This window comes from Streptomyces sp. NPDC051909 (assembly GCF_040681095.1).
GTDB lineage: Bacteria > Actinomycetota > Actinomycetes > Streptomycetales > Streptomycetaceae > Streptomyces.
Genome location: NZ_JBFAYA010000004.1, coordinates 95,003 through 112,178, shown reverse-complemented (window position 1 = coordinate 112,178; position 17,176 = coordinate 95,003). Strand labels below are relative to the sequence as shown.

The following is a 17,176-nucleotide window of genomic DNA, read 5'->3' as shown; positions in this document are numbered from 1 at the left end:
CCATGGGCACCGCGCCCGCGCCGCCGTACACGTACGGCGCGGCGTGCGCGGGGGCCGTCGGGGTGTACGCGCCGGGCGCGGCGGCCTGGTGCGCGAGGGCGACCCGGGGGTCCGGCTGGACGGGCACGACGGGGGCCGGCGGGGCCGGTGTCGTGGGCGGGGCGAAGTCGAGCAACCGGGCCGCGTGGCGGCCCAGTTGGGCGAGCACGGAGCCCGGCAGCCACTCCTCGGTATCCCGCTGCCCGGCGTCCGTGGCCGTGCGCTCGGCGATCTCCCGCGGTGTGGGCCGCCGCGCCGGATCCTTCTCCAGGCAGGCGCGGACGAGGTCGACGAGCGAGTCGGGTACGCCGGTGAGGTCGGCCTCCTCCTCGGCGACCCGGAAGAGGTGGGCGTTGAGGCCGGTGTCCGTGGCACCGAACAGCATCCGTCCCGTGGCCGCGTACACGAGCACCGCGCCGAGGCAGAACACGTCGCTGGCCGGGCTGAGTTCGAGCCCGCGGACCTGCTCCGGGGACATGAAGCCGGGCGAGCCGATGAGCATGCCGGTGCGGGTGTGCAGGCTGTCGCCGGCCAGGCTGTCCATCGCCCGGGCGATGCCGAAGTCGATGACGCGCGGGCCGTCCACGGTCACCAGGACGTTGGACGGCTTGAGGTCGCGGTGGATCAGCCCCGCCTCGTGGACGGCGCCGAGCGCGAGCGCGAGCCGGTTGGCGAGGGCGCGCACGGAGTGCTCGGGCAGCGGACCGAAGTCCTCGGCGACGACGGTGTGCAGATCGGGCCCGGGGATGTACTGGGTCGCCACCCACGGCACGGCCACCTCGTGGTCGGCGTCGAGCACCGCCGCCGTCCAGTTCCCGCCGACCCGCCGGGCGGCGGCCACCTCGCGCGCGAACCGGCGCCGGAACTCCGCGTTCCCCGCGTACTCGGCCTGCACGACCTTCACGGCCACGGTCCGCCCGCCCTCGGAACGCCCCAGATAGACGAGGCCCATGCCGCCCGCGCCGAGGCGGGCGATGAGCCGGTAGGGGCCGATGTGGGTGGGGTCTTCGGCGGTCAACTGGTCCACGAGGGAGAAAGATAGTGCAACTGTCCTACCGCGTCGGGCGGATGGGCAAGATCCGGCCGGGTACGGGGACGGTGCGGGCGGGCGGCACGTACCGGCGCGACGAGTGCGACGGGTACGACCGGCGCGACGGGTGCGACCGGTGCCATGATCGTCGGCACCGTACCGAACACCTTCCAGACCGACCCGTCCCAGGAGCAGCATCGTGCAGACCCTCAGTTACGGAGACGTGAAGGCGGCGGTCGAGCGGGTCGCGGACCGGGTCCGCCCCGTCGTGATCGCCCCCGCCGGAGACCGGGAGGCGGGACACGAGCTCTATCTCGCGCTCGAGTTCCTCCAGCACACCGGCTCGTTCAAGGCGCGCGGCGCGCGCAACTTCCTGCAGGCGCATCGCGAGTCCGGCACCCTGCCCGCGGCCGGGGTGACGATCGCGTCCGGCGGCAACGCCGGGCTCGCCTGCGCTTGGGCGGCGCGGCAGGCGGGTGTGCGGGCGACGGTGTTCCTGCCGGAGACGGCGCCGCGGGTGAAGGTCGAGCGGCTGCGCGGGTACGGGGCGGAGGTGCGGCTCGTCGGTGCGGAGTACGCGGAGGCGCTGGCGGCCTGCGAGGCGTTCGCGGCGGAGAGCGGGGCGCTGGCCTCGCACGCGTACGATCATCCGCTGATCGCGGCGGGAGCGGGCACCCTCCTTGAGGAGATCCGCGAACGGATCCCCGGTCTGGACACGGTGGTGGTGTCGGTCGGCGGGGGCGGGCTGTTCGCGGGGGTGGCGACGGCGGCGCGCGAGCACGGCATCCGGACGGTGGCGGTGGAGCCGGAGAACTGCCGGGCGCTGGACGCGGCGCTCGCGGCGGGGGCGCCGGTCGACGTGCCGGTGGACTCGGTGGCGGCGGACTCGCTCGGGGCCCGGCGGGTCTCGGCGGCGGCCCTGGAGGCGGCCCGGCACGACGGGGTCCGCACCCTGCTCGTCCCGGACGCGGAGATCGTCCGCGCCCGGCAGGCCCTGTGGGACGACCGGCGCCTCGTCGTCGAGCACGCCGCCTCGACCGCGCTCGCCGCGCTCTCGGGCGGCGCCTACCGGCCGGAGCGCGGCGAGCAGGTGTGCGTGGTGCTGTGCGGGGCCAACACCGACCCCTCGGACCTCATGAGGTGAGCCCTGCCGGGTCCGGGCGGGTCCGGTCGGGTCGGGTCGGGTCCGGTCGGGGGAATGTGCGGGCGGGGGCGTTGCCGGCCGGTGCGTGGGTGGTACGTCGAGCCCATGCAGCCAGGCTCGCCACCCGCGGTCGCCCCCTTTCTCCGTACGGCCGCCGCCTACGCGTGGCGGCTGTTGGTCGTCGGCACGCTCGTCTACGGGCTCTTCGCGGTACTCGGGCGGTTCCACGAGATCGGGGTGGCGGTCTTCCTCGGTCTCGTGATCACCGCGCTGCTGCGGCCGGTGGCGGACATCGTGGCCCGCGGACTGCCGCGCCCGCTGGCGGTGGCCCTGACCCTGCTGGGCAGCATCGCGCTGGTCCTGGGCATCCTGGCGCTGGTCGGCGAGGCGGTCGCGGGCGAGCGGACGACGCTGGTACGGGAGTTCCGGGTCGGCGTCGGACGGATCGAGCACTGGCTGGAGCAGCCGCCGTTCCGGGTGAACCCGCAGGCGCTGACCGATGTGCAGGAACGCGTCGGGAGGTATCTGTCGAGCCACCGCTCCACCCTGGTCAGCCAGGCGCTGAGCGGGGCGGGCCGGCTGGTCGAGGTGCTGACCACGCTCGCGCTCGCGCTGTTCAGCTCGGTCTTCTTCATCCACTCGGGCGACCGCCAGTGGTCGTGGTTCCGTGAGCAGCTGCCGGCCTCGGTGCGCACCCACACGGACATCGGCGGGCGCGCGGCCTGGCGCACCTTCACCGGCTACACCCATGGGATCGTCCTTGTCGCGGCGATCAACGCGGTCCTCGTCGGTCTCGCCCTCTGGCTGCTCGGCGTCCCGCTCGCGGTCCCCCTCGCCCTGCTCGAGTTCGCGGCGGCCTTCGTCCCCCTGATCGGCTCGCCGATCGCCCTCGCGGTCGCCGCCGTCGTCGCCCTCGCGTCGAAGGGCCCGCTGGTGGCGGCGATCGTGATCGCCCTGATCGTGGTCATCGGCCAGATCGAGGGCCATCTGCTGCACCCCCTGGTGATGAGCTGGGCGGTGCGCCTCCACCCCCTGGTCGTCGCGATCTCCGTCATCGCCGGCTCGATCGCGGCCGGCATGGTGGGCGCGGTCGTCGCCGTCCCGCTCGTCTCGGTGGTCTGGTCGGTGCACACGTCCCTGCGCGAGGCCCGTGCGGCGGAACGGGCCCTCCAGGAGTAACGGGCCTTCCAGGAGTAACGGGCCTTCCAGGAGCGGGGCGTACGGGCCGTGGCGGGTCTGGTCAGCGACGCGCGGCGGTGAGGATGCTGAGGGCGTTCGCCGTGACGACCGCGCCGACGGCCGCCGCGTCCAGTAGGCCGAGGCGCTGGTCGAGTCCGATCCATCCGACCAGGGCGGCGAGGACGGGGTTGACGCTCATGAAGAGGCCGAAGGCGGCGGGTGGGACGCGGCGGAGGGTGAAGAGGTCGACGAGGTAGGGGACGGCCGTGGAGAGGAGGCCGGTGATGACGGCGCAGCCGAGGGCGATGGCGGTCGGGGGGCGGTTCAGGGCGACGAGGACGCCGACGGGGAGGAAGACGAGCGCGGACAGGCAGGCCGCGGCGGCGCTGCCCTGGGCGCCGGGGATGCGGTGGCCGACCGTGCGGTTGAGCAGGATGTACGCAGCCCAGCAGGCGCCACCGAACGCGCCGATGCCCATGCCGAGGTAGTCGGTGGAGGGCTGCGGGCGCATCAGGGTGACCACGCCGGCCGCGGCGAGGACGGCGCAGGCGGCGTCGACCCGGCGCGCCGCCGAGAGGGCGAGTGCGAGCGGGCCGAGGAACTCCAGGGTCACGGCGAGTCCGAGACCGACCCGGTCGACGGCGGTGTAGAGGGAGAGGTTCATCGCGCCGTAGACGACGGCGAGGAGGAGCACCGGCCACCACTGCTGCCAGGTGAACGAGCGCAGCCGGGGCCGGTCGACGGCGAGGAGGACGAGCGCGGCGACGTACTGGCGGACCGCGACCACCCCGATCGGTCCGATGACGGGGAAGGCGAGCGAACCGGTCGCGGCGCCGATCTGGGTGGACAGACCGCTGCCCAGCATGGCGGCCACGCCGGCCGCCGAGGAACGGGAGGAGGGGCCGGGAGCGGGGGTGGCGAGGGAGGCGGCAGGGGACTGAGCAGGGGCAGGGGTAGGGGCAGGGACTTCTGACATGGGGCGATCGTCGTCCCCGTCCATGGTTGCGCAAAATGCATGACCGGCTCTCATCTATACGCTCGACGCATGGACATCGAACTGCGCCAGCTGCGCTGTCTGGTCGCGATCGTCGACGAGGGCACCTTCACGGATGCCGCCCTGCGGCTCGGCGTCTCCCAGGCCGCGGTCTCCCGCACCCTCGCCTCGCTCGAACAGGCCCTGGGTGTACGCCTGTTGCGTCGCACCTCGCGGTCGGTGACGCCGACGGCGACCGGGACGCGGCTGGTGGCCCATGCGCGCCGGGTGCTCGCGGAGGCGGACGAACTGGTCCGGGTGGCGGCGGCCGGGGAGGGTGCCCTGCGCGTCGGCTACGCGTGGTCGGCGCTCGGCCGGCACACCCCGGCCTTCCAGCGGCGGTGGGCGGCTGCGTACCCGGACACGGAACTGCAGCTGGTGCGGGTGAACACGCCCAGCGCCGGGCTCGCCGAGGGCTCCTGCGACCTGGCGGTGCTGCGCCGGCCGCCGGCGGACCGGCGGTTCGACTCGGCGATCGTCGGCCTGGAACGCCGGCTGTGCGCGATGGCCGCGGACGACCCCCTCGCCCGGCGCCGCTCCGTACGCCTGGCCGAGCTCAGCGGGTACACGCTGCTGATCGACCGGCGTACGGGCACCACGACGCCGGAGCTGTGGCCGCCGGACGCGCGGCCTGCGACCGAGGACACGCACGACGTGGACGACTGGCTCACGGCGATCTCCACCGGCCGCCGGATCGGGATGAGCGCCGAGGCGACGGCCAGCCAGTACCGTCGGCCGGGCGTCGTCTACCGCCCGGTGCGCGACGCCGAACCGGTCGCCGTGCGGCTCGCCTGGTGGCGTGACGATCCGCATCCCGCCACGCAGGACGTCATCGAACTGCTCACCGCCCTGTACCGGACGCCGTGACGTGCCGCGCCACGGAGCCGCCCGGCTGTCAGACCGCGTGGGCGGCGCGCATCGCCGCGATGTCGGAGGCCCCGTAGCCGAGTTCGGCGAGGAGTGCGTCGGTGTGTTCTCCGATGCCGGGGACGGGGTCCATGCGCGGTGCGGTGCCGGCCAGGTCGGCGGGCGGCAGGAGCGCGGGCACGGGCGTGCCGCCGGGTATCCGTACGTCGCGCCAGCGCCCGCGGGCCTCGAGCACCGGGTGGTCGAGGAAGGCGCCCATGTCGTTGACGCCGGCGTTGGCGATGCCGGCCTCGTCGAGGATCCGGCCCGCGGTGGCGCCGTCCAGCTCCGTGAACCGTTCGGCGACCAGGGCGTCCAGCTCCTCGCGGTGGGCGACCCGGTCGGAGCCGGTGGCGAAGCGCGGGTCCTCGACGAGGTCCGGCCGCTTGAGGAACCGCTCGCACAGGGCGGCCCATTCGCGCTCGTTCTGGATGGAGAACAGCACGTCCTTGCCGTCGGCGGCGGTGAAGGCTCCGTAGGGGGCGATGGTGGCGTGCCGGGTGCCGATGCGCGGCGGCTGGGTGCCGCCGAAGGCGGTGTAGTAGGCGGGCTGGTGCATCCACTCGGCGAGCGCCTCGAAGAGGGAGACCTCGACGGCCCGGGCCCGGCCGGTGGTGGCGCGGGTGAACAGGGCGGTGAGGATGCCGCTGTACAGATACATCCCTCCGGCGATGTCGGCGACCGAGATCCCGGCCCGTGCGGTGCCGTGCTCGTTGCCGGTGAGCGAGACCAGACCGGTCTGGCACTGCACGAGCAGGTCGTAGGCCTTGCGCTCCGACCACGGGCCGCTCGTGCCCCAGCCGGAGAGGCCGGCCGGGATGAGGGACGGGAAGCGCTCGGCCAGGGCGGCCGGGCCGAGCCCCAGGCGGTCGGCGGCGCCGGGCGCGAGGTTCTGCACGAAGACGTCGGCCCGGGCGAGCAGCCGCTCCAGGACCTCGCGTCCGGCGTCCGTCTTCAGGTCGAGGGTGATCGACTCCTTGGAGCGGTTGAGCCAGACGAAATAGCTGGACTCGCCGTGCACGGTGGTGTCGTAGCGCCGGGCGAAGTCGCCGTCGCCGGGCCGCTCGACCTTGATCACGCGGGCGCCGAGGTCGGCCAGCTGGCGGGTGGCGAAGGGGGCGGCCACCGCCTGTTCGAGGCTGACGACGGTGATGCCGGTGAGCGGCAGGTCGGCAAGGCGTCCGGTCATCGGGCGTCCTCCTGGGGCTGAACGGGTCCGGGGCGGGGACGATTCGGGGGATTCAGGGCGGATTTCGGGGGGGCGGAACGGAGGTGGAACGGAGAACGGGCGGCGCGCCGTCAGCGTATGACGGCCGAGGAGAGGGCGTGCAGCCGGAGGGCCAGCTGTATCTCCAGGGCACGGGCGGGCGCCTGCCAGTCGGGGCCGAGGAGCCGGCCGATCCGCTCCAGGCGCTGGGCCACGGTGTTGACGTGGACGTGGAGGTCGTCCTTGGTGCGGGCGGGACTCATGCCGCTGGCGAAGTAGGCGTCCATGGTGCGCACCAGGTCGGTGCCGCGGCGCCGGTCGTAGGCGACGACCTGGCCGATGGTGCGCTCGACGAAGCCCTCGATGTCGCGGGTGTCGGCGAGCAGCAGGCCGAGGAAGCCGAGGTCCTCGGCGGCGGCGCCCTCGCCCGGCCGGTGCAGCAGGCGCAGGGCGTCGAGGCAGCGGCGGGCCTCCTCGTAGGCGGGGGCGACCCGGTCGGGGTGGGCGAGAGGCGCGGTGACGGGGGCGGAGGCGCCGACGGTGACGGGCTCGTGGAGCGCGCCGCCGAGGTGTCTGGCGGTCTGCCGGGCGAGTTCGGCGGCGGTCTCGCCGGGGCCGAGGGGCAGCAGCAGGACGGTGCCGCCGTCGCGGGCGGAGGCCAGGCCGTGGCGGGTGGCGGCCAGGTGCGAGGCGGCGGAGCGGAGCCGCTGCCGGTCGGCGCTCTCCCGCCCTCCGCTGTCGGTGTCCCCCTTGGCGCCGGCCCCGTCGACGCGGGCCGCGAGGACGACGTGCGGGGCGTCGGTGTCGGTGTGCAGCCGGGCGGCGCGCTCGCGCAGCAGGCGCCGGTCGCGGTCCGGGGCGTCGAGCAGGTCGTCGAGGAGTTCGCCGCGGACCCGCTGTTCGGCCTCGCCGGCGGAGCGGCGGGCGAGCAGCAGCAGGGAGGTGACGAGGGCGGCGCGCTCCAGGGTGCGCAGGTCGACCGGGTCGAGGCCGGGCCGGTCGTACAGGACGAGGGCGCCGAAGCTCTCGCCGCCGGCGGAGACGGCGGCGATCCAGTCGTCGCCGTCCCGGGCGGCGTGGCCCTCGGCGAGGGCGGCGGGGCCGGGCCGCTCCTCGACGAACTCGACGGTGCCGCCGAGGACTTCGGAGACGGCGGCGGTCACGTCGTGGACGCCGCCGCCGCGCAGGACCAGTTCGGTGAGCCGGTCGTGGACCTCGGAGGCGCGCTCGATGACGCCGCTGTGCTCGCGGATGATGTCGTTGGCCCGCTCCAGCTCGGAGAGCGCGGAGCGGGTCTCGGCGAGCAGGTTGGCGGTGTCGATGGCGACGGCGGCGTGGGCCGCGAAGGAGCCGAGCAGGGCGACCTGCTCGCGCTCGAAGACCCGCGCGCGCCGGTCGGCGGCGAAGAGCACGCCGATGACCTGGCTGCCGAGGGTGAGCGGCACGCCGAGGATGGCGACCAGGCCCTCGTCGCCGACGGCGCTGTCGATGGACTCGGTGTGCTGGAAGCGCTCGTCGCGGAAGTAGTCGTCGGTGACGTAGGGCCGGGCGGTCTGGGCCACCAGTCCGCCGAGCCCCTCCCCCATGCCCAGTCTGACCTGCTGGAACCTGGCGGAGACGGAGCCCTCGGTGACCCGCATGTAGGTGTCGCCGCGCACCGGGTCGTTGAGGCTGAGGTAGGCGACCTCGGTGCCGAGCAGGGAGCGGGCGCGCTGCACGATGGCGCGCAGCACGTCGTCGAGGTCGCGCAGGCCGGCCAGGTCGTGGGCGGTCTCGAAGAGCGCGGACAGCTCGGCCTCGCGGCGGCGCCGGCCCTCCAGCTCGGCCCGGACCCGCAGGGCGAGCTGTTTGGTCCGCTCCAGCTCGGCCAGCTCCTCCGGCCCCGTGCCGCTCGCGCGGGCGAGCAGCACGGGGCGCTCGTACGCCTCGGTGGCGGCGCCGCGGGCGAGGAGCTCCAGGTAGACGGCCTGTTCGTGGGTCATGGTCACAGGGATACCTGTCGTACGGGGGGTCGCACCAGCCCTGTGGACAACCGCCTGTGGACAACGGAGGGCCCTGTGGCGGGCCCCGTCGGCCGGCCTAGTGGGCGGTCCAGCCCCCGTCGAGGGCGAGCGAGGCTCCGGTGACGAAGGAGGCCTGCGGTGTGCAGAGGTACAGCACGGCCTCCGCGACCTCCTCGGGTTCGATCAGCCGTTTGAGTGCCGAGTCCTTCAGGAGCACCTCGGTCAGCACCCGCTCGGCGGGGATGCCGTGGGCGGCGGCCTGGTCGGCGATCTGGCGCTCGACGAGCGGGGTGCGCACATAGCCGGGGTTGACGCAGTTGGAGGTGACGCCGTGCGGGGCGCCTTCGAGGGCGGCGGTCTTGGACAGGCCCTCCAGGCCGTGCTTGGCGGCCACGTAGGCGGCTTTGAAGGCGGAGGCGCGCAGGCCGTGGACGGAGGAGATGTTCACGATCCGGCCCCAGCCCCGCGCGTACATCCCCGGCAACGCGCCCCTGATCAGCCGGAACGGGGCCTCCAGCATCACGGTGAGGACGGTGTGGAAGACGTCCGGCGGGAATTCGTGGAGGGGGCGGACGAGCTGGATCCCGGCGTTGTTCACGAGGATGTCGGCGCCCGCGGCGGCGGCCTCGGCGGCGTCGAGGTCGGTGAGGTCGAGCAGCCGGGCCTCGACGGCGCCGGGCAGGTCCCCGGCCGCCTCGGACAGCGCGTCCAGGCCTTCGGCGGCCCGGTCGACGGCTCTGACCCGGGCTCCGGCGGCGGCCAGCCGCAGCGCGACGGCACGCCCGATGCCGCCTGCGGCGCCGGTGACGAGCGCGGTGCGCCCGGAGAGGTCGACGGTGACGGACCCCGGCGCGGGCCGGGGCGCGACGGCCCGGACGGGACCGGGCTCGGAGGTGGTGGGGGCGCTCATGCTTGGCACCTTATGAAGCGCCCCACCCCCGACCGATGTGCGCCGAACACATAGTTCAGCCCTGGTGGCTGGGGTCGAACCATGTGGGTTCGTCCTTGAGGGCCTGCTCGATGCGGAAGTGCGAGAAGCGCTTCATCTCGGGCAGGGCGTCCAGCTCGAACCAGCCGACCTCGGTCGACTCCTCGTCGTTGACCCGGGCCTCCCCGCCGACGGCCCGGCAGCGGAAGGACACGTCCATGAACTGGCACTGGTCGCCGTTGGGGTAGACGACCGGCTTGCGCAGGGTCTGGACCAGCACGACCCGCTCCACCTCGCAGTGCACGCCGGTCTCCTCGTGCACCTCGCGCACGGCGCAGGCGGCGGGCTGCTCGCCCGGCTCGACGATGCCGCCGACGATCGCCCACATCCCGGTGTCCGCCCGGCGCCCGAGCAGCACCCGCCCCCGGTCGTCGAAGACGACGGCGGAGACGCCCGGCAGGAACAGCAGCTGGTGGCCGGCCGAGGCCCGGATGTCACGGATGAAGTCAGGGGTGCCCATGACCCGACCCTAGATCATCTACGGACGGTCCCGCCGCCCGCGTGGTGTCGGGACCGCCGGCGGTTCCGCTCAGGCGGTACGGCCGCGCCGGGCGCGCGCCGAGCGAGTCGCCGACCAGCCGAGACCGGCCACGGCGACCGCGACGAGCAGCGCCTCGGGCAGGGTGCCCATCCGGGTCGCCGGGGTCAGCGAGGAGCGCAGCGGGACCTTCTCGACGAGGACGTCCGGGGTGAACATCTCGGTCTTCGCGACGACCGTGCCGTCCGGCCGGATGACCGCGCTGACACCGCTGGTGACCGGGACGACCACGCTGCGGCTGTGCTCGACGGCGCGCACCCGGGACATGGCGAGCTGCTGGTAGGTCATCTCGCTGCGCCCGAAGGTGGCGTTGTTGCTGGGTACGGTGATCAGCTGGGCGCCGTGGGTCACGGTGTCCCGGACCGCCCAGTCGAAGGCCGCCTCGTAACAGGTGGCCAGGCCCACCTTCGTACCGGCCAGGTCGAAGACGCCGACCTTGCCGCCCGGCCCGAAGTCACGGCGCACCCGGTCGACGTCGCTGCTGAAGAGGCGCACGAAGGAGCGCATCGGGATGTACTCGCCGAAGGGCTGCACATGCCGCTTGTCGTACTCGGCGACCGGCCCCTTCGCGGGGTTCCACTGGATGAGGGTGTTGCGCAGCTTGCCGGTCTCGGGGGCGATGACGGCGCCGATCACGGTCGGCGCGTTCACCTCGCGGACCGCCTCGTCGATCACCTGGTAGGCGTCGGCGTTGGCGTACGGGTCGATGTCGGAGGAGTTCTCCGGCCACAGCACGAAGTCGGGCTGCGGCTCCTTGCCGGCCTTCACCGCGGCGGCGAGCTCGCGGGTGCGGTCGGCGTGGTTGTCGAGCACGGCGCGCCGCTGCGAGTTGAAGTCGAGGCCGAGGCGGGGCACGTTGCCCTGCACGGCGGCGACGGTGGCGGTGCCGTCCTCCGGGGCGTCGGACACCAGCGGGAGCGCCGCGAGCGCGCCCGTGACGGGCACCAGGACGGCGAGCGCGGCGGCGAGCAGCGGCCCGCGCGCGGGCGTCGCGGGCGTCGCGGCCGGGGTCTCCGGCACCTCGGTACGGGTGCGGGAGGCGGCGCGCCGGGCGAGGACCAGGCGCAGCACCTCGTACAGGCCGAAGCCGCACAGGGCGACGGCGAAGCCGAGCACCGGGGTGCCGCCGACGGCGGCGAGCGGCAGGAAGAACCCGTCCGCCTGACCGAAGGCGATCTTGCCCCAGGGGAAGCCGCCGAACGGCACGCGCGCGCGTGCCGCCTCCCCGAGGACCCACACGGCGGCGGCGAACACCGGCCAGGCGGGCAGCCGGGAGACCATGGCGATGCCGAGGCCGACGGCCCCGACGAACAGCGCCGACACGGCGGCGAGGGCGACCCACGGCACGGGCCCGACCTCCTCGCCGGTCCACACGAGCAGCGGCATCAGGAAGCCGAGGCCGGCCAGATAGCCGAGGCCGAAGCCGGCCCGCGGCCGGCGGCCCCGCAGCGTCCAGCCGAGCAGCGCGAACGCGGGCAGCGCGAGCCACCACAGGGGCCGGGGCGGGAAGCTCAGGTAGAGCATCAGCCCGGCCACCGCGGCCGCGCCGGGCCGCAGCAGCCGCCGCGGACCGCGGGCCCGCTCCGGGGCGGGGGTGGACTCGGGCGCGTCGGCGGGTGCGATGGTGGTGCTCACGTGCCGGAGTCTACGGCGCGAGGCGCCCCCACCAGGAGCGCGGCCCGCCCCACGCGCCCCTTCGGCGCGGCGAGCGCTCCGGTCTTCCCCTTCGGGCCGTACGGCTCAGACCCCCGCGGGTCCTGCCGGAGCCGTCGGGGTCGGCGGGGCGGCGCGGTGGAGGAGGGCGCGGATGGTGCGGACGGCGGATTCGGCGTCGTCGACCGTGACGGTGAAGGTGCGCCCGTCGCCGAGGCGCAGGACCAGGCCCTCGCCGCGCCGGACGACCACGGCGGTGCCCTTCTCGGGGCGCCAGCGGTAGCCCCAGCCGCCCCACTGGCGCGGGGTGACGGAGGGGGCGAAGTCGGCGCCGACCACGTGGGAGAGCGGGATGCGGCGGCGCGGCACGCCGATGTGGCCGCAGCGCACCTCCATCGCCCGGTGGTCGACCCGGACGGCGACCTGCACGAAGGCGAGGGTGCCGAAGAGCACGAGGAGGCCGGCGGCGATGCAGCCGATGACAGCCATCAGGAGCGGGGCGTCGCCCGAGGCCCATGGGGATTCGACGGCGAGCAGCACGCCGAGCGCGAGACAGGCGACCCCGCCGATCGCCGGCAGCCATTGCAGCCGGTTGGTCGCGCGACCGGTCCAGACCGGGGGTGCGGGTCCCTCGGGACCCTGATTCTGGGTGTGGTCCCTCATGGTGACAGCCTACGCACGTTCCGCGGTCGCGGCGCCTCGGCGGAGCCGTCCGGACACGTTCAGTGCGCGACGGCCGCCGCCGCGAGGACGCGGCCCTGCGCATAGGCGAGCGCGGCCGGGGTGAGCGCGCCCGGCCGGCCGCTGTGGAGCACGGTCAGGCCGCCCGTGGGGGCGGCCGCGGGGTCGGCCTCGGCGCCGATCCGCCGCAGCGCCTGTGCGGCGACTGCCCCGGCGGAGCCGTGGAAAACGAGCTCCGGCTGTCCCTCGGCCCGCGGCAGGGCCGCCCGGATCTGCTCCTCGACGAGCTCGTAGTGGGTGCAGCCGAGGACGAGGGCCCGGACGTCCGGGGGCGTCAGCGCCGCCGCGGCGGCGACGGCCCGGCGTACCCCCTCGGCGTCGTCGTGCTCTACGGCGTCGGCGAGACCGGGGCAGGGCACCTCGGTGACGTGGGCGCCGCCGGCGAACTCCTCGATCAGTCCGCGCTGGTACGGGCTGCCGGTGGTGGCGGGGGTGGCCCAGATGGCGACCTCGCCGCCGCCGACCGCGGCGGGCTTGATCGCGGGCACGGTGCCGATCACCGGGATACCGGGCTCGAGCGCGGCCCGCAGCGCGGGCAGCGCGTGCACGCTGGCGGTGTTGCAGCCGACGATGAGGGCGTCCGGACAGTGCGCGGCGGCGGCCCGGGCGACGGCGAGGGCGCGCTCCGTGAGGTCCTCGGTGGTGCGCGGGCCCCACGGCATGCCGTCGGGGTCGGAGGACAGCACCAGGTCCGCGTCGGGCCGCATACGGCGGACCGCCGCCGCAGCCGGGAGCAGGCCGATTCCGGAGTCCATCAGTGCGATCTTCACCCGGTCACCCTAGCCGACCGCCCTTGATTCCCCGGCGATCTGGGGCAGACTGCGGCGAATGAGCCCGCTTGCGTGGATCGCGATCGCCGCTCTGGCCGTCTGGGGGTGGCTGCTCCTCGGCCAGGGCCTGTTCTGGCGCACCGACCAGCGGCTGCCCGCGCCCGCCGGGGCGCCGGCGCGGTGGCCGGGGGTCGTGGTGGTGGTCCCGGCCCGGGACGAGGCCGAGGTGCTGCCGCTGAGCCTGCCGTCGCTGCTCGCCCAGGACTATCCGGGGCGGGCCGAGGTGATCCTGGTGGACGACGGCAGCTCGGACGGCACCGGACGGCTCGCCGCCGAGCTGGCCGCCTGCCACGGCGGGCTGCCCCTGACGGTGGTCTCGCCGGGCGAACCGGAGCCGGGCTGGACGGGCAAGCTGTGGGCGCTGCGGCACGGCATGGCGCTCGCACGCGCGCGTGGACCCGAATTCCTGCTCCTCACGGACGCGGACATCGCGCACGAGCCGGACAGTCTCCGGCTCCTCGTGGAGGCGGCGACCGGTCACCGGCTCGATCTGGTGTCGCAGATGGCGCGGCTTCGGGTGGCGAGCGGCTGGGAGCGCCTGATCGTGCCGGCCTTCGTCTACTTCTTCTGCCAGCTCTACCCCTTCCGCTGGATCAACCGGCGCCGGCCGCTCACGACGGCGGCGGCAGGCGGCTGCGTACTCCTGCGGACGGAGACGGCCGAGCGGGCGGGGGTGCCGACGGCGATCCGGCAGGCGGTGATCGACGACGTGTCGCTGGCCCGGGCGGTGCGCCGGGCGGGCGGCAGGGTGTGGCTGGGACTCGCCGAGCGGGTGGACAGCATCCGTCCGTATCCGCGCCTCGCCGATCTGTGGCGGATGGTGTCGCGCAGCGCCTACGCACAGCTGCGGCACAACCCGCTGCTGCTCGCGGGGACGGTCGCGGGTCTGGCCCTGGTCTATCTGGCGCCGCCCGGCACGCTGGTCGCCGGACTGCTCACCGGCGACGCCCCGGCGGCCTGGGCGGGCGGGCTCGCGTGGGCGGTGATGGCGGGCACGTACCTGCCGATGCTCCGCTACTACCGGCAGCCGCCCTGGCTCGCGCCGCTGCTCCCCTTCACCGCGCTGCTCTATCTGCTGATGACGGCGGACTCGGCCGTGCAGCACTACCGGGGCAAGGGTGCCGCGTGGAAGGGGCGCACCTACGCGCGCCCCGAGGCGGCCCCGGACCGCTGACGCCTCCACCCGCGCGCACCCCGTCCGGCCGATTCCTTCCTCATACACATAAGGAAGGAGCGCGAACTCCTCGCCACGGTCCGCCTTTTCCGACACACGGAGCGACGGCATGGTGACGGGTTCACGACATTCCCGCCTCCGGCGTTGCCGAACGCCCCGCCAATTCCGCGCGTTCGAGATGTACCTTCCGTGAACTTCCGAAGCCGCGGGCGTCAGGATTCCTTGACGCGCACCCCGGAAGGAAGGCCCCCGCTCCCCTTCCCGACCCGTGGGTAACCCCTCCCCATCTCGGGTTTTTCAAGATCTTGGACGCGCTGGGCGACCGTTTTTGCCAGATTCGCTCACATTGCCGATCGGCGGTCTCAACGAACCCGTCAAACAACCCGCTTATCGGGCTCCCCATCCAGCACATCGTGGGCTTAACTTATGGCCATGACCTCCCCGCGCTCCACCTACGGAGGCGGTTACTACACCGCGCCGTCGTTCCCCGACACCCCGATCTACGACTCCCTCGTCGCAGAACGGGGCACGCCTCAGATCGCCCCGATCCGAGTGCCCTCCGCGTACGACACCGGCAACGGCTACGCCGGAAGCAGCAGCTACCTGCCGGCGCTGCCCGCGGCCCTGCCCGCCCTCCCGGCGGCGCCCTCCCCACAGCCTCCCGCCCCGGCCTACAACGGCCATGGTCACGGCCACGCCGGCGGTTACGGCTACCCGCAGCCCGCGCAGCACATGGCGCCCGCCCCGGCCACCCAGCTGATGGCCCCGGTGCCGCTGCAGCCCGCGCCCACCCCGTACATCCCGCAGCAGCCCGCCGCCCCGCGCGGCTACCCGGGCCCGCAGGCGCCGCAGCAGCCGCGCCCTATGGCCGGCGGGTACGAGGCGATGCGCCCGGCCGCCCCTCGCCCGGCGCCGGCGCCCGCCCCCTCGCCGTACGACGATCCGTACAACCGCCCCTACCAGGGCCGCGGATACTGACGTCCGGACCCGGCGGGGCGACTGGCAGGATGAGGGCATGCCGAATCCTGTCTTGCGCTCCGTCCATGTCCACCCGGTCAAGGCAATGCGCGGGTTCGCCCCCGCGGAGGCGGAGGTCCAGCCATGGGGACTGGCCGGTGACCGCCGCTGGACCACCGTGGACACCGCGGGCAAGGTCGTGACCCAACGCCAGCACGCACGGCTGGCGTTGGCCTCCGCCGAGATGCTGCCCGACGGCTCCGTCACCCTCTCCGGCCCCGGCATGGAACCACTGACCGTGGCGGTGCCGGCCCCCGTGGAAGCAGACGCCGACGAGACCGGGACGATCCCGGTGGACATCTTCGGCACCACGGTCCGGGCCGTACCGGCCGATCCTGCCGCCCACGCCTGGTTCACCGCCTATCTGGACGCCCCGGTGCGGCTCGTCCACATGGACGACCCGGCCCGCCGCCGGCCCGTCGACCCCGACTACGCGCTGCCCGGCGAGACCGTCAGCTTCGCCGACGGCTACCCGCTGCTCGTCACCACCACCTCCTCCCTCGACGCCCTCAACTCCCTGATCGCCCAGGGCGATCACGCCGACGAGGGGCCGCTGCCCATGAACCGGTTCCGGCCGAACCTGGTCGTCGACGGCACCACGCCGTGGGCCGAGGACGGCTGGCGGCGCATCGCCGTCGGCGACGTCGTCTTCCGGGTCGCCCGCGACTGCGGCCGCTGCGTGGTCACCACCACCGACCAGCACACCGGCGAGCGTGGCAAGGAACCGCTGCGCACCCTGGCCCGGCACCGCGCGCGGGGGAACCAGCTGGTCTTCGGCCAGAACCTGGTGCCCGAGCACCGGGGCGTGGTCCGGGTCGGCGACCCGGTCAAGATCCTCGACTGAGCCTCGCGCCCCCTCCCCTGTCCGGTCCCCCGGTCACCTTCCTCGACTCCGGCCGAAATTCCTCCCGAGAGGCGCGGAAACCACCCCCGGGGGACACTCGTTGGAAGAGCGGCAACCACCGAGGGGCCCTTCGCGGGCAGTCGACGAGACGAGGGGGTGCGGAGCGTGCGTGCAGCCACGGGGCTCTGGCGCTGGCGGCACAATCCCCTGCGCCGGACCACCGACCTGGTCGAGGCCTGGGTCGCGGTGACGGCCGTGCTGCTGCTCCTCCTCGCCGTGCCGGCGGCCGGCTGGGCCGCCGGGGTCTCCGCGAACACCTCGCTGCAGCACTCCGTACGCCTCCAGCAGCGGGAACGGGTGCCGACCGTGGCCCAGGTGGTGCGCACCGCCGACACCCCCACCGAGGCGGACGAGAACGCGGACATGGGCGCCGAGCAGCAACTGCGCCCCGCCGTGGTGGCGCGCTGGACGGCGCCCGACGGCAGTGCGCGCACCGGGACCGTCACCACGTCCAAGTCCCACGCGCACGCGGGCGCCGTCTTCCCGATGTGGACGGACCGGGCGGGCCGGGCGGTCACCCCGCCGATGCACCCCGACACCGCCCGCGCGCACGCGCTGGTCGCCGGACTGACGGTGGCGCTCCTGTCCGCCTTCCTGATCGAGTCCGCCCGGCGGCTCGTCGTACACCGGCTGATGCAGCGGCGGTACGCGCGTCTCGACCGCGCATGGGCCCAGGTCGGTCCGGACTGGGGGCGGACGGGCACCGGCAGCTAGGCCGTGTCTTTCGGATCAGGCCGGATCAACGTCGGGAGCCCGGCAAGATCCGGAAGACACGGCCTAGGCCGGGCCC

Annotated in this window: 15 protein-coding genes and 1 pseudogene; 7 read left to right on the top strand and 9 right to left on the bottom strand. The window is 74.5% G+C overall.

Features of this window, described 5'->3' with window-relative positions:
* Positions 1–166: 166 nt before the first annotated feature.
* Positions 167–1,066: pseudogene (locus AB0M18_RS08045) on the bottom strand (serine/threonine-protein kinase); the annotation flags it as partial.
* A gap of 202 nt (positions 1,067–1,268) precedes the next feature.
* Here AB0M18_RS08045 and AB0M18_RS08040 point away from each other — a divergent pair.
* Together AB0M18_RS08040 and AB0M18_RS08035 are read left to right on the top strand one after the other, a co-directional pair.
* A complete protein-coding gene (locus AB0M18_RS08040) occupies positions 1,269–2,213 on the top strand; it encodes a serine/threonine dehydratase (RefSeq protein WP_365755973.1) in 945 nt (314 codons plus the stop codon).
* 105 nt (positions 2,214–2,318) lie between these two features.
* The gene (locus tag AB0M18_RS08035; protein ID WP_365755972.1) at positions 2,319–3,392 is read left to right on the top strand and encodes an AI-2E family transporter; all 1,074 of its coding nucleotides are present in this window, start codon (positions 2,319–2,321) and stop codon (positions 3,390–3,392) included.
* Between the two features lie 61 nt (positions 3,393–3,453).
* Here AB0M18_RS08035 and AB0M18_RS08030 read toward each other — a convergent pair whose 3' ends face one another.
* Positions 3,454–4,368: an EamA family transporter gene (locus tag AB0M18_RS08030; RefSeq protein ID WP_365755971.1), complete on the bottom strand. Its 915-nt coding sequence runs from the start codon at positions 4,366–4,368 to the stop codon at positions 3,454–3,456.
* A 69-nt stretch (positions 4,369–4,437) separates the two neighbouring features.
* Between AB0M18_RS08030 and AB0M18_RS08025 the strand changes: the two genes are divergently transcribed.
* Complete coding sequence (locus tag AB0M18_RS08025) at positions 4,438–5,292, top strand: LysR family transcriptional regulator (protein WP_365755970.1); 855 nt, start codon at positions 4,438–4,440, stop codon at positions 5,290–5,292.
* A gap of 28 nt (positions 5,293–5,320) precedes the next feature.
* Here AB0M18_RS08025 and AB0M18_RS08020 read toward each other — a convergent pair whose 3' ends face one another.
* The 7 genes from AB0M18_RS08020 to AB0M18_RS07990 all read right to left on the bottom strand — a co-directional run bounded on the left by AB0M18_RS08020 (position 5,321) and on the right by AB0M18_RS07990 (position 13,231).
* Entirely contained in the window at positions 5,321–6,520 is a 1,200-nt protein-coding gene (locus AB0M18_RS08020) for a CaiB/BaiF CoA-transferase family protein (RefSeq protein ID WP_365755969.1), read from the bottom strand.
* Positions 6,521–6,630: 110 nt separating this feature from the next.
* Positions 6,631–8,520 carry a GAF domain-containing protein gene (locus tag AB0M18_RS08015; protein WP_365755968.1) on the bottom strand — a complete coding sequence of 630 codons (1,890 nt, stop codon included), beginning with the start codon at positions 8,518–8,520 and terminating at the stop codon, positions 6,631–6,633.
* Positions 8,521–8,617: 97 nt separating this feature from the next.
* Positions 8,618–9,451, bottom strand: a complete 834-nt coding sequence (locus AB0M18_RS08010; RefSeq protein WP_365755967.1) for a 3-hydroxybutyrate dehydrogenase — start codon at positions 9,449–9,451, stop codon at positions 8,618–8,620.
* Positions 9,452–9,506: 55 nt separating this feature from the next.
* Complete coding sequence (locus AB0M18_RS08005; protein WP_365755966.1) at positions 9,507–9,989, bottom strand: NUDIX domain-containing protein; 483 nt, start codon at positions 9,987–9,989, stop codon at positions 9,507–9,509.
* A gap of 69 nt (positions 9,990–10,058) precedes the next feature.
* Positions 10,059–11,702, bottom strand: coding sequence for an apolipoprotein N-acyltransferase (lnt, locus tag AB0M18_RS08000; RefSeq protein ID WP_365755965.1), 1,644 nt, complete (start codon positions 11,700–11,702; stop codon positions 10,059–10,061).
* Between the two features lie 105 nt (positions 11,703–11,807).
* Positions 11,808–12,383: a hypothetical protein gene (locus tag AB0M18_RS07995; RefSeq protein WP_365755964.1), complete on the bottom strand. Its 576-nt coding sequence runs from the start codon at positions 12,381–12,383 to the stop codon at positions 11,808–11,810.
* Between the two features lie 59 nt (positions 12,384–12,442).
* Complete coding sequence (locus tag AB0M18_RS07990; protein WP_365755963.1) at positions 12,443–13,231, bottom strand: aspartate/glutamate racemase family protein; 789 nt, start codon at positions 13,229–13,231, stop codon at positions 12,443–12,445.
* A 58-nt stretch (positions 13,232–13,289) separates the two neighbouring features.
* On the opposite strand from AB0M18_RS07990, the gene AB0M18_RS07985 reads away from it, so the two are divergent.
* The 4 genes from AB0M18_RS07985 to AB0M18_RS07970 all read left to right on the top strand — a co-directional run bounded on the left by AB0M18_RS07985 (position 13,290) and on the right by AB0M18_RS07970 (position 17,100).
* Positions 13,290–14,465, top strand: coding sequence for a glycosyltransferase (locus AB0M18_RS07985; RefSeq protein WP_365755962.1), 1,176 nt, complete (start codon positions 13,290–13,292; stop codon positions 14,463–14,465).
* A 432-nt stretch (positions 14,466–14,897) separates the two neighbouring features.
* A complete protein-coding gene (locus tag AB0M18_RS07980; RefSeq protein WP_365755961.1) occupies positions 14,898–15,443 on the top strand; it encodes a DUF6643 family protein in 546 nt (181 codons plus the stop codon).
* Between the two features lie 37 nt (positions 15,444–15,480).
* Complete coding sequence (locus tag AB0M18_RS07975; protein WP_365755960.1) at positions 15,481–16,326, top strand: MOSC N-terminal beta barrel domain-containing protein; 846 nt, start codon at positions 15,481–15,483, stop codon at positions 16,324–16,326.
* A gap of 165 nt (positions 16,327–16,491) precedes the next feature.
* Entirely contained in the window at positions 16,492–17,100 is a 609-nt protein-coding gene (locus AB0M18_RS07970; RefSeq protein WP_365755959.1) for a hypothetical protein, read from the top strand.
* Positions 17,101–17,176: the final 76 nt, after the last annotated feature.

What these genes read in the sequence shown, in the direction of transcription:
- AB0M18_RS08035 (WP_365755972.1), top strand. Translation starts at nt 2,319, where the DNA reads ATGCAGCCAGGCTCGCCACCCGCGGTCGCCCCCTTTCTCCGTACGGCC.
- AB0M18_RS08030 (WP_365755971.1), bottom strand. Translation starts at nt 4,368, where the DNA reads ATGTCAGAAGTCCCTGCCCCTACCCCTGCCCCTGCTCAGTCCCCTGCC.
- AB0M18_RS08025 (WP_365755970.1), top strand. Translation starts at nt 4,438, where the DNA reads ATGGACATCGAACTGCGCCAGCTGCGCTGTCTGGTCGCGATCGTCGAC.
- AB0M18_RS08020 (WP_365755969.1), bottom strand. Translation starts at nt 6,520, where the DNA reads ATGACCGGACGCCTTGCCGACCTGCCGCTCACCGGCATCACCGTCGTC.
- AB0M18_RS08015 (WP_365755968.1), bottom strand. Translation starts at nt 8,520, where the DNA reads ATGACCCACGAACAGGCCGTCTACCTGGAGCTCCTCGCCCGCGGCGCC.
- AB0M18_RS08010 (WP_365755967.1), bottom strand. Translation starts at nt 9,451, where the DNA reads ATGAGCGCCCCCACCACCTCCGAGCCCGGTCCCGTCCGGGCCGTCGCG.
- AB0M18_RS08005 (WP_365755966.1), bottom strand. Translation starts at nt 9,989, where the DNA reads ATGGGCACCCCTGACTTCATCCGTGACATCCGGGCCTCGGCCGGCCAC.
- AB0M18_RS07995 (WP_365755964.1), bottom strand. Translation starts at nt 12,383, where the DNA reads ATGAGGGACCACACCCAGAATCAGGGTCCCGAGGGACCCGCACCCCCG.
- AB0M18_RS07985 (WP_365755962.1), top strand. Translation starts at nt 13,290, where the DNA reads ATGAGCCCGCTTGCGTGGATCGCGATCGCCGCTCTGGCCGTCTGGGGG.
- AB0M18_RS07980 (WP_365755961.1), top strand. Translation starts at nt 14,898, where the DNA reads ATGACCTCCCCGCGCTCCACCTACGGAGGCGGTTACTACACCGCGCCG.
- AB0M18_RS07975 (WP_365755960.1), top strand. Translation starts at nt 15,481, where the DNA reads ATGCCGAATCCTGTCTTGCGCTCCGTCCATGTCCACCCGGTCAAGGCA.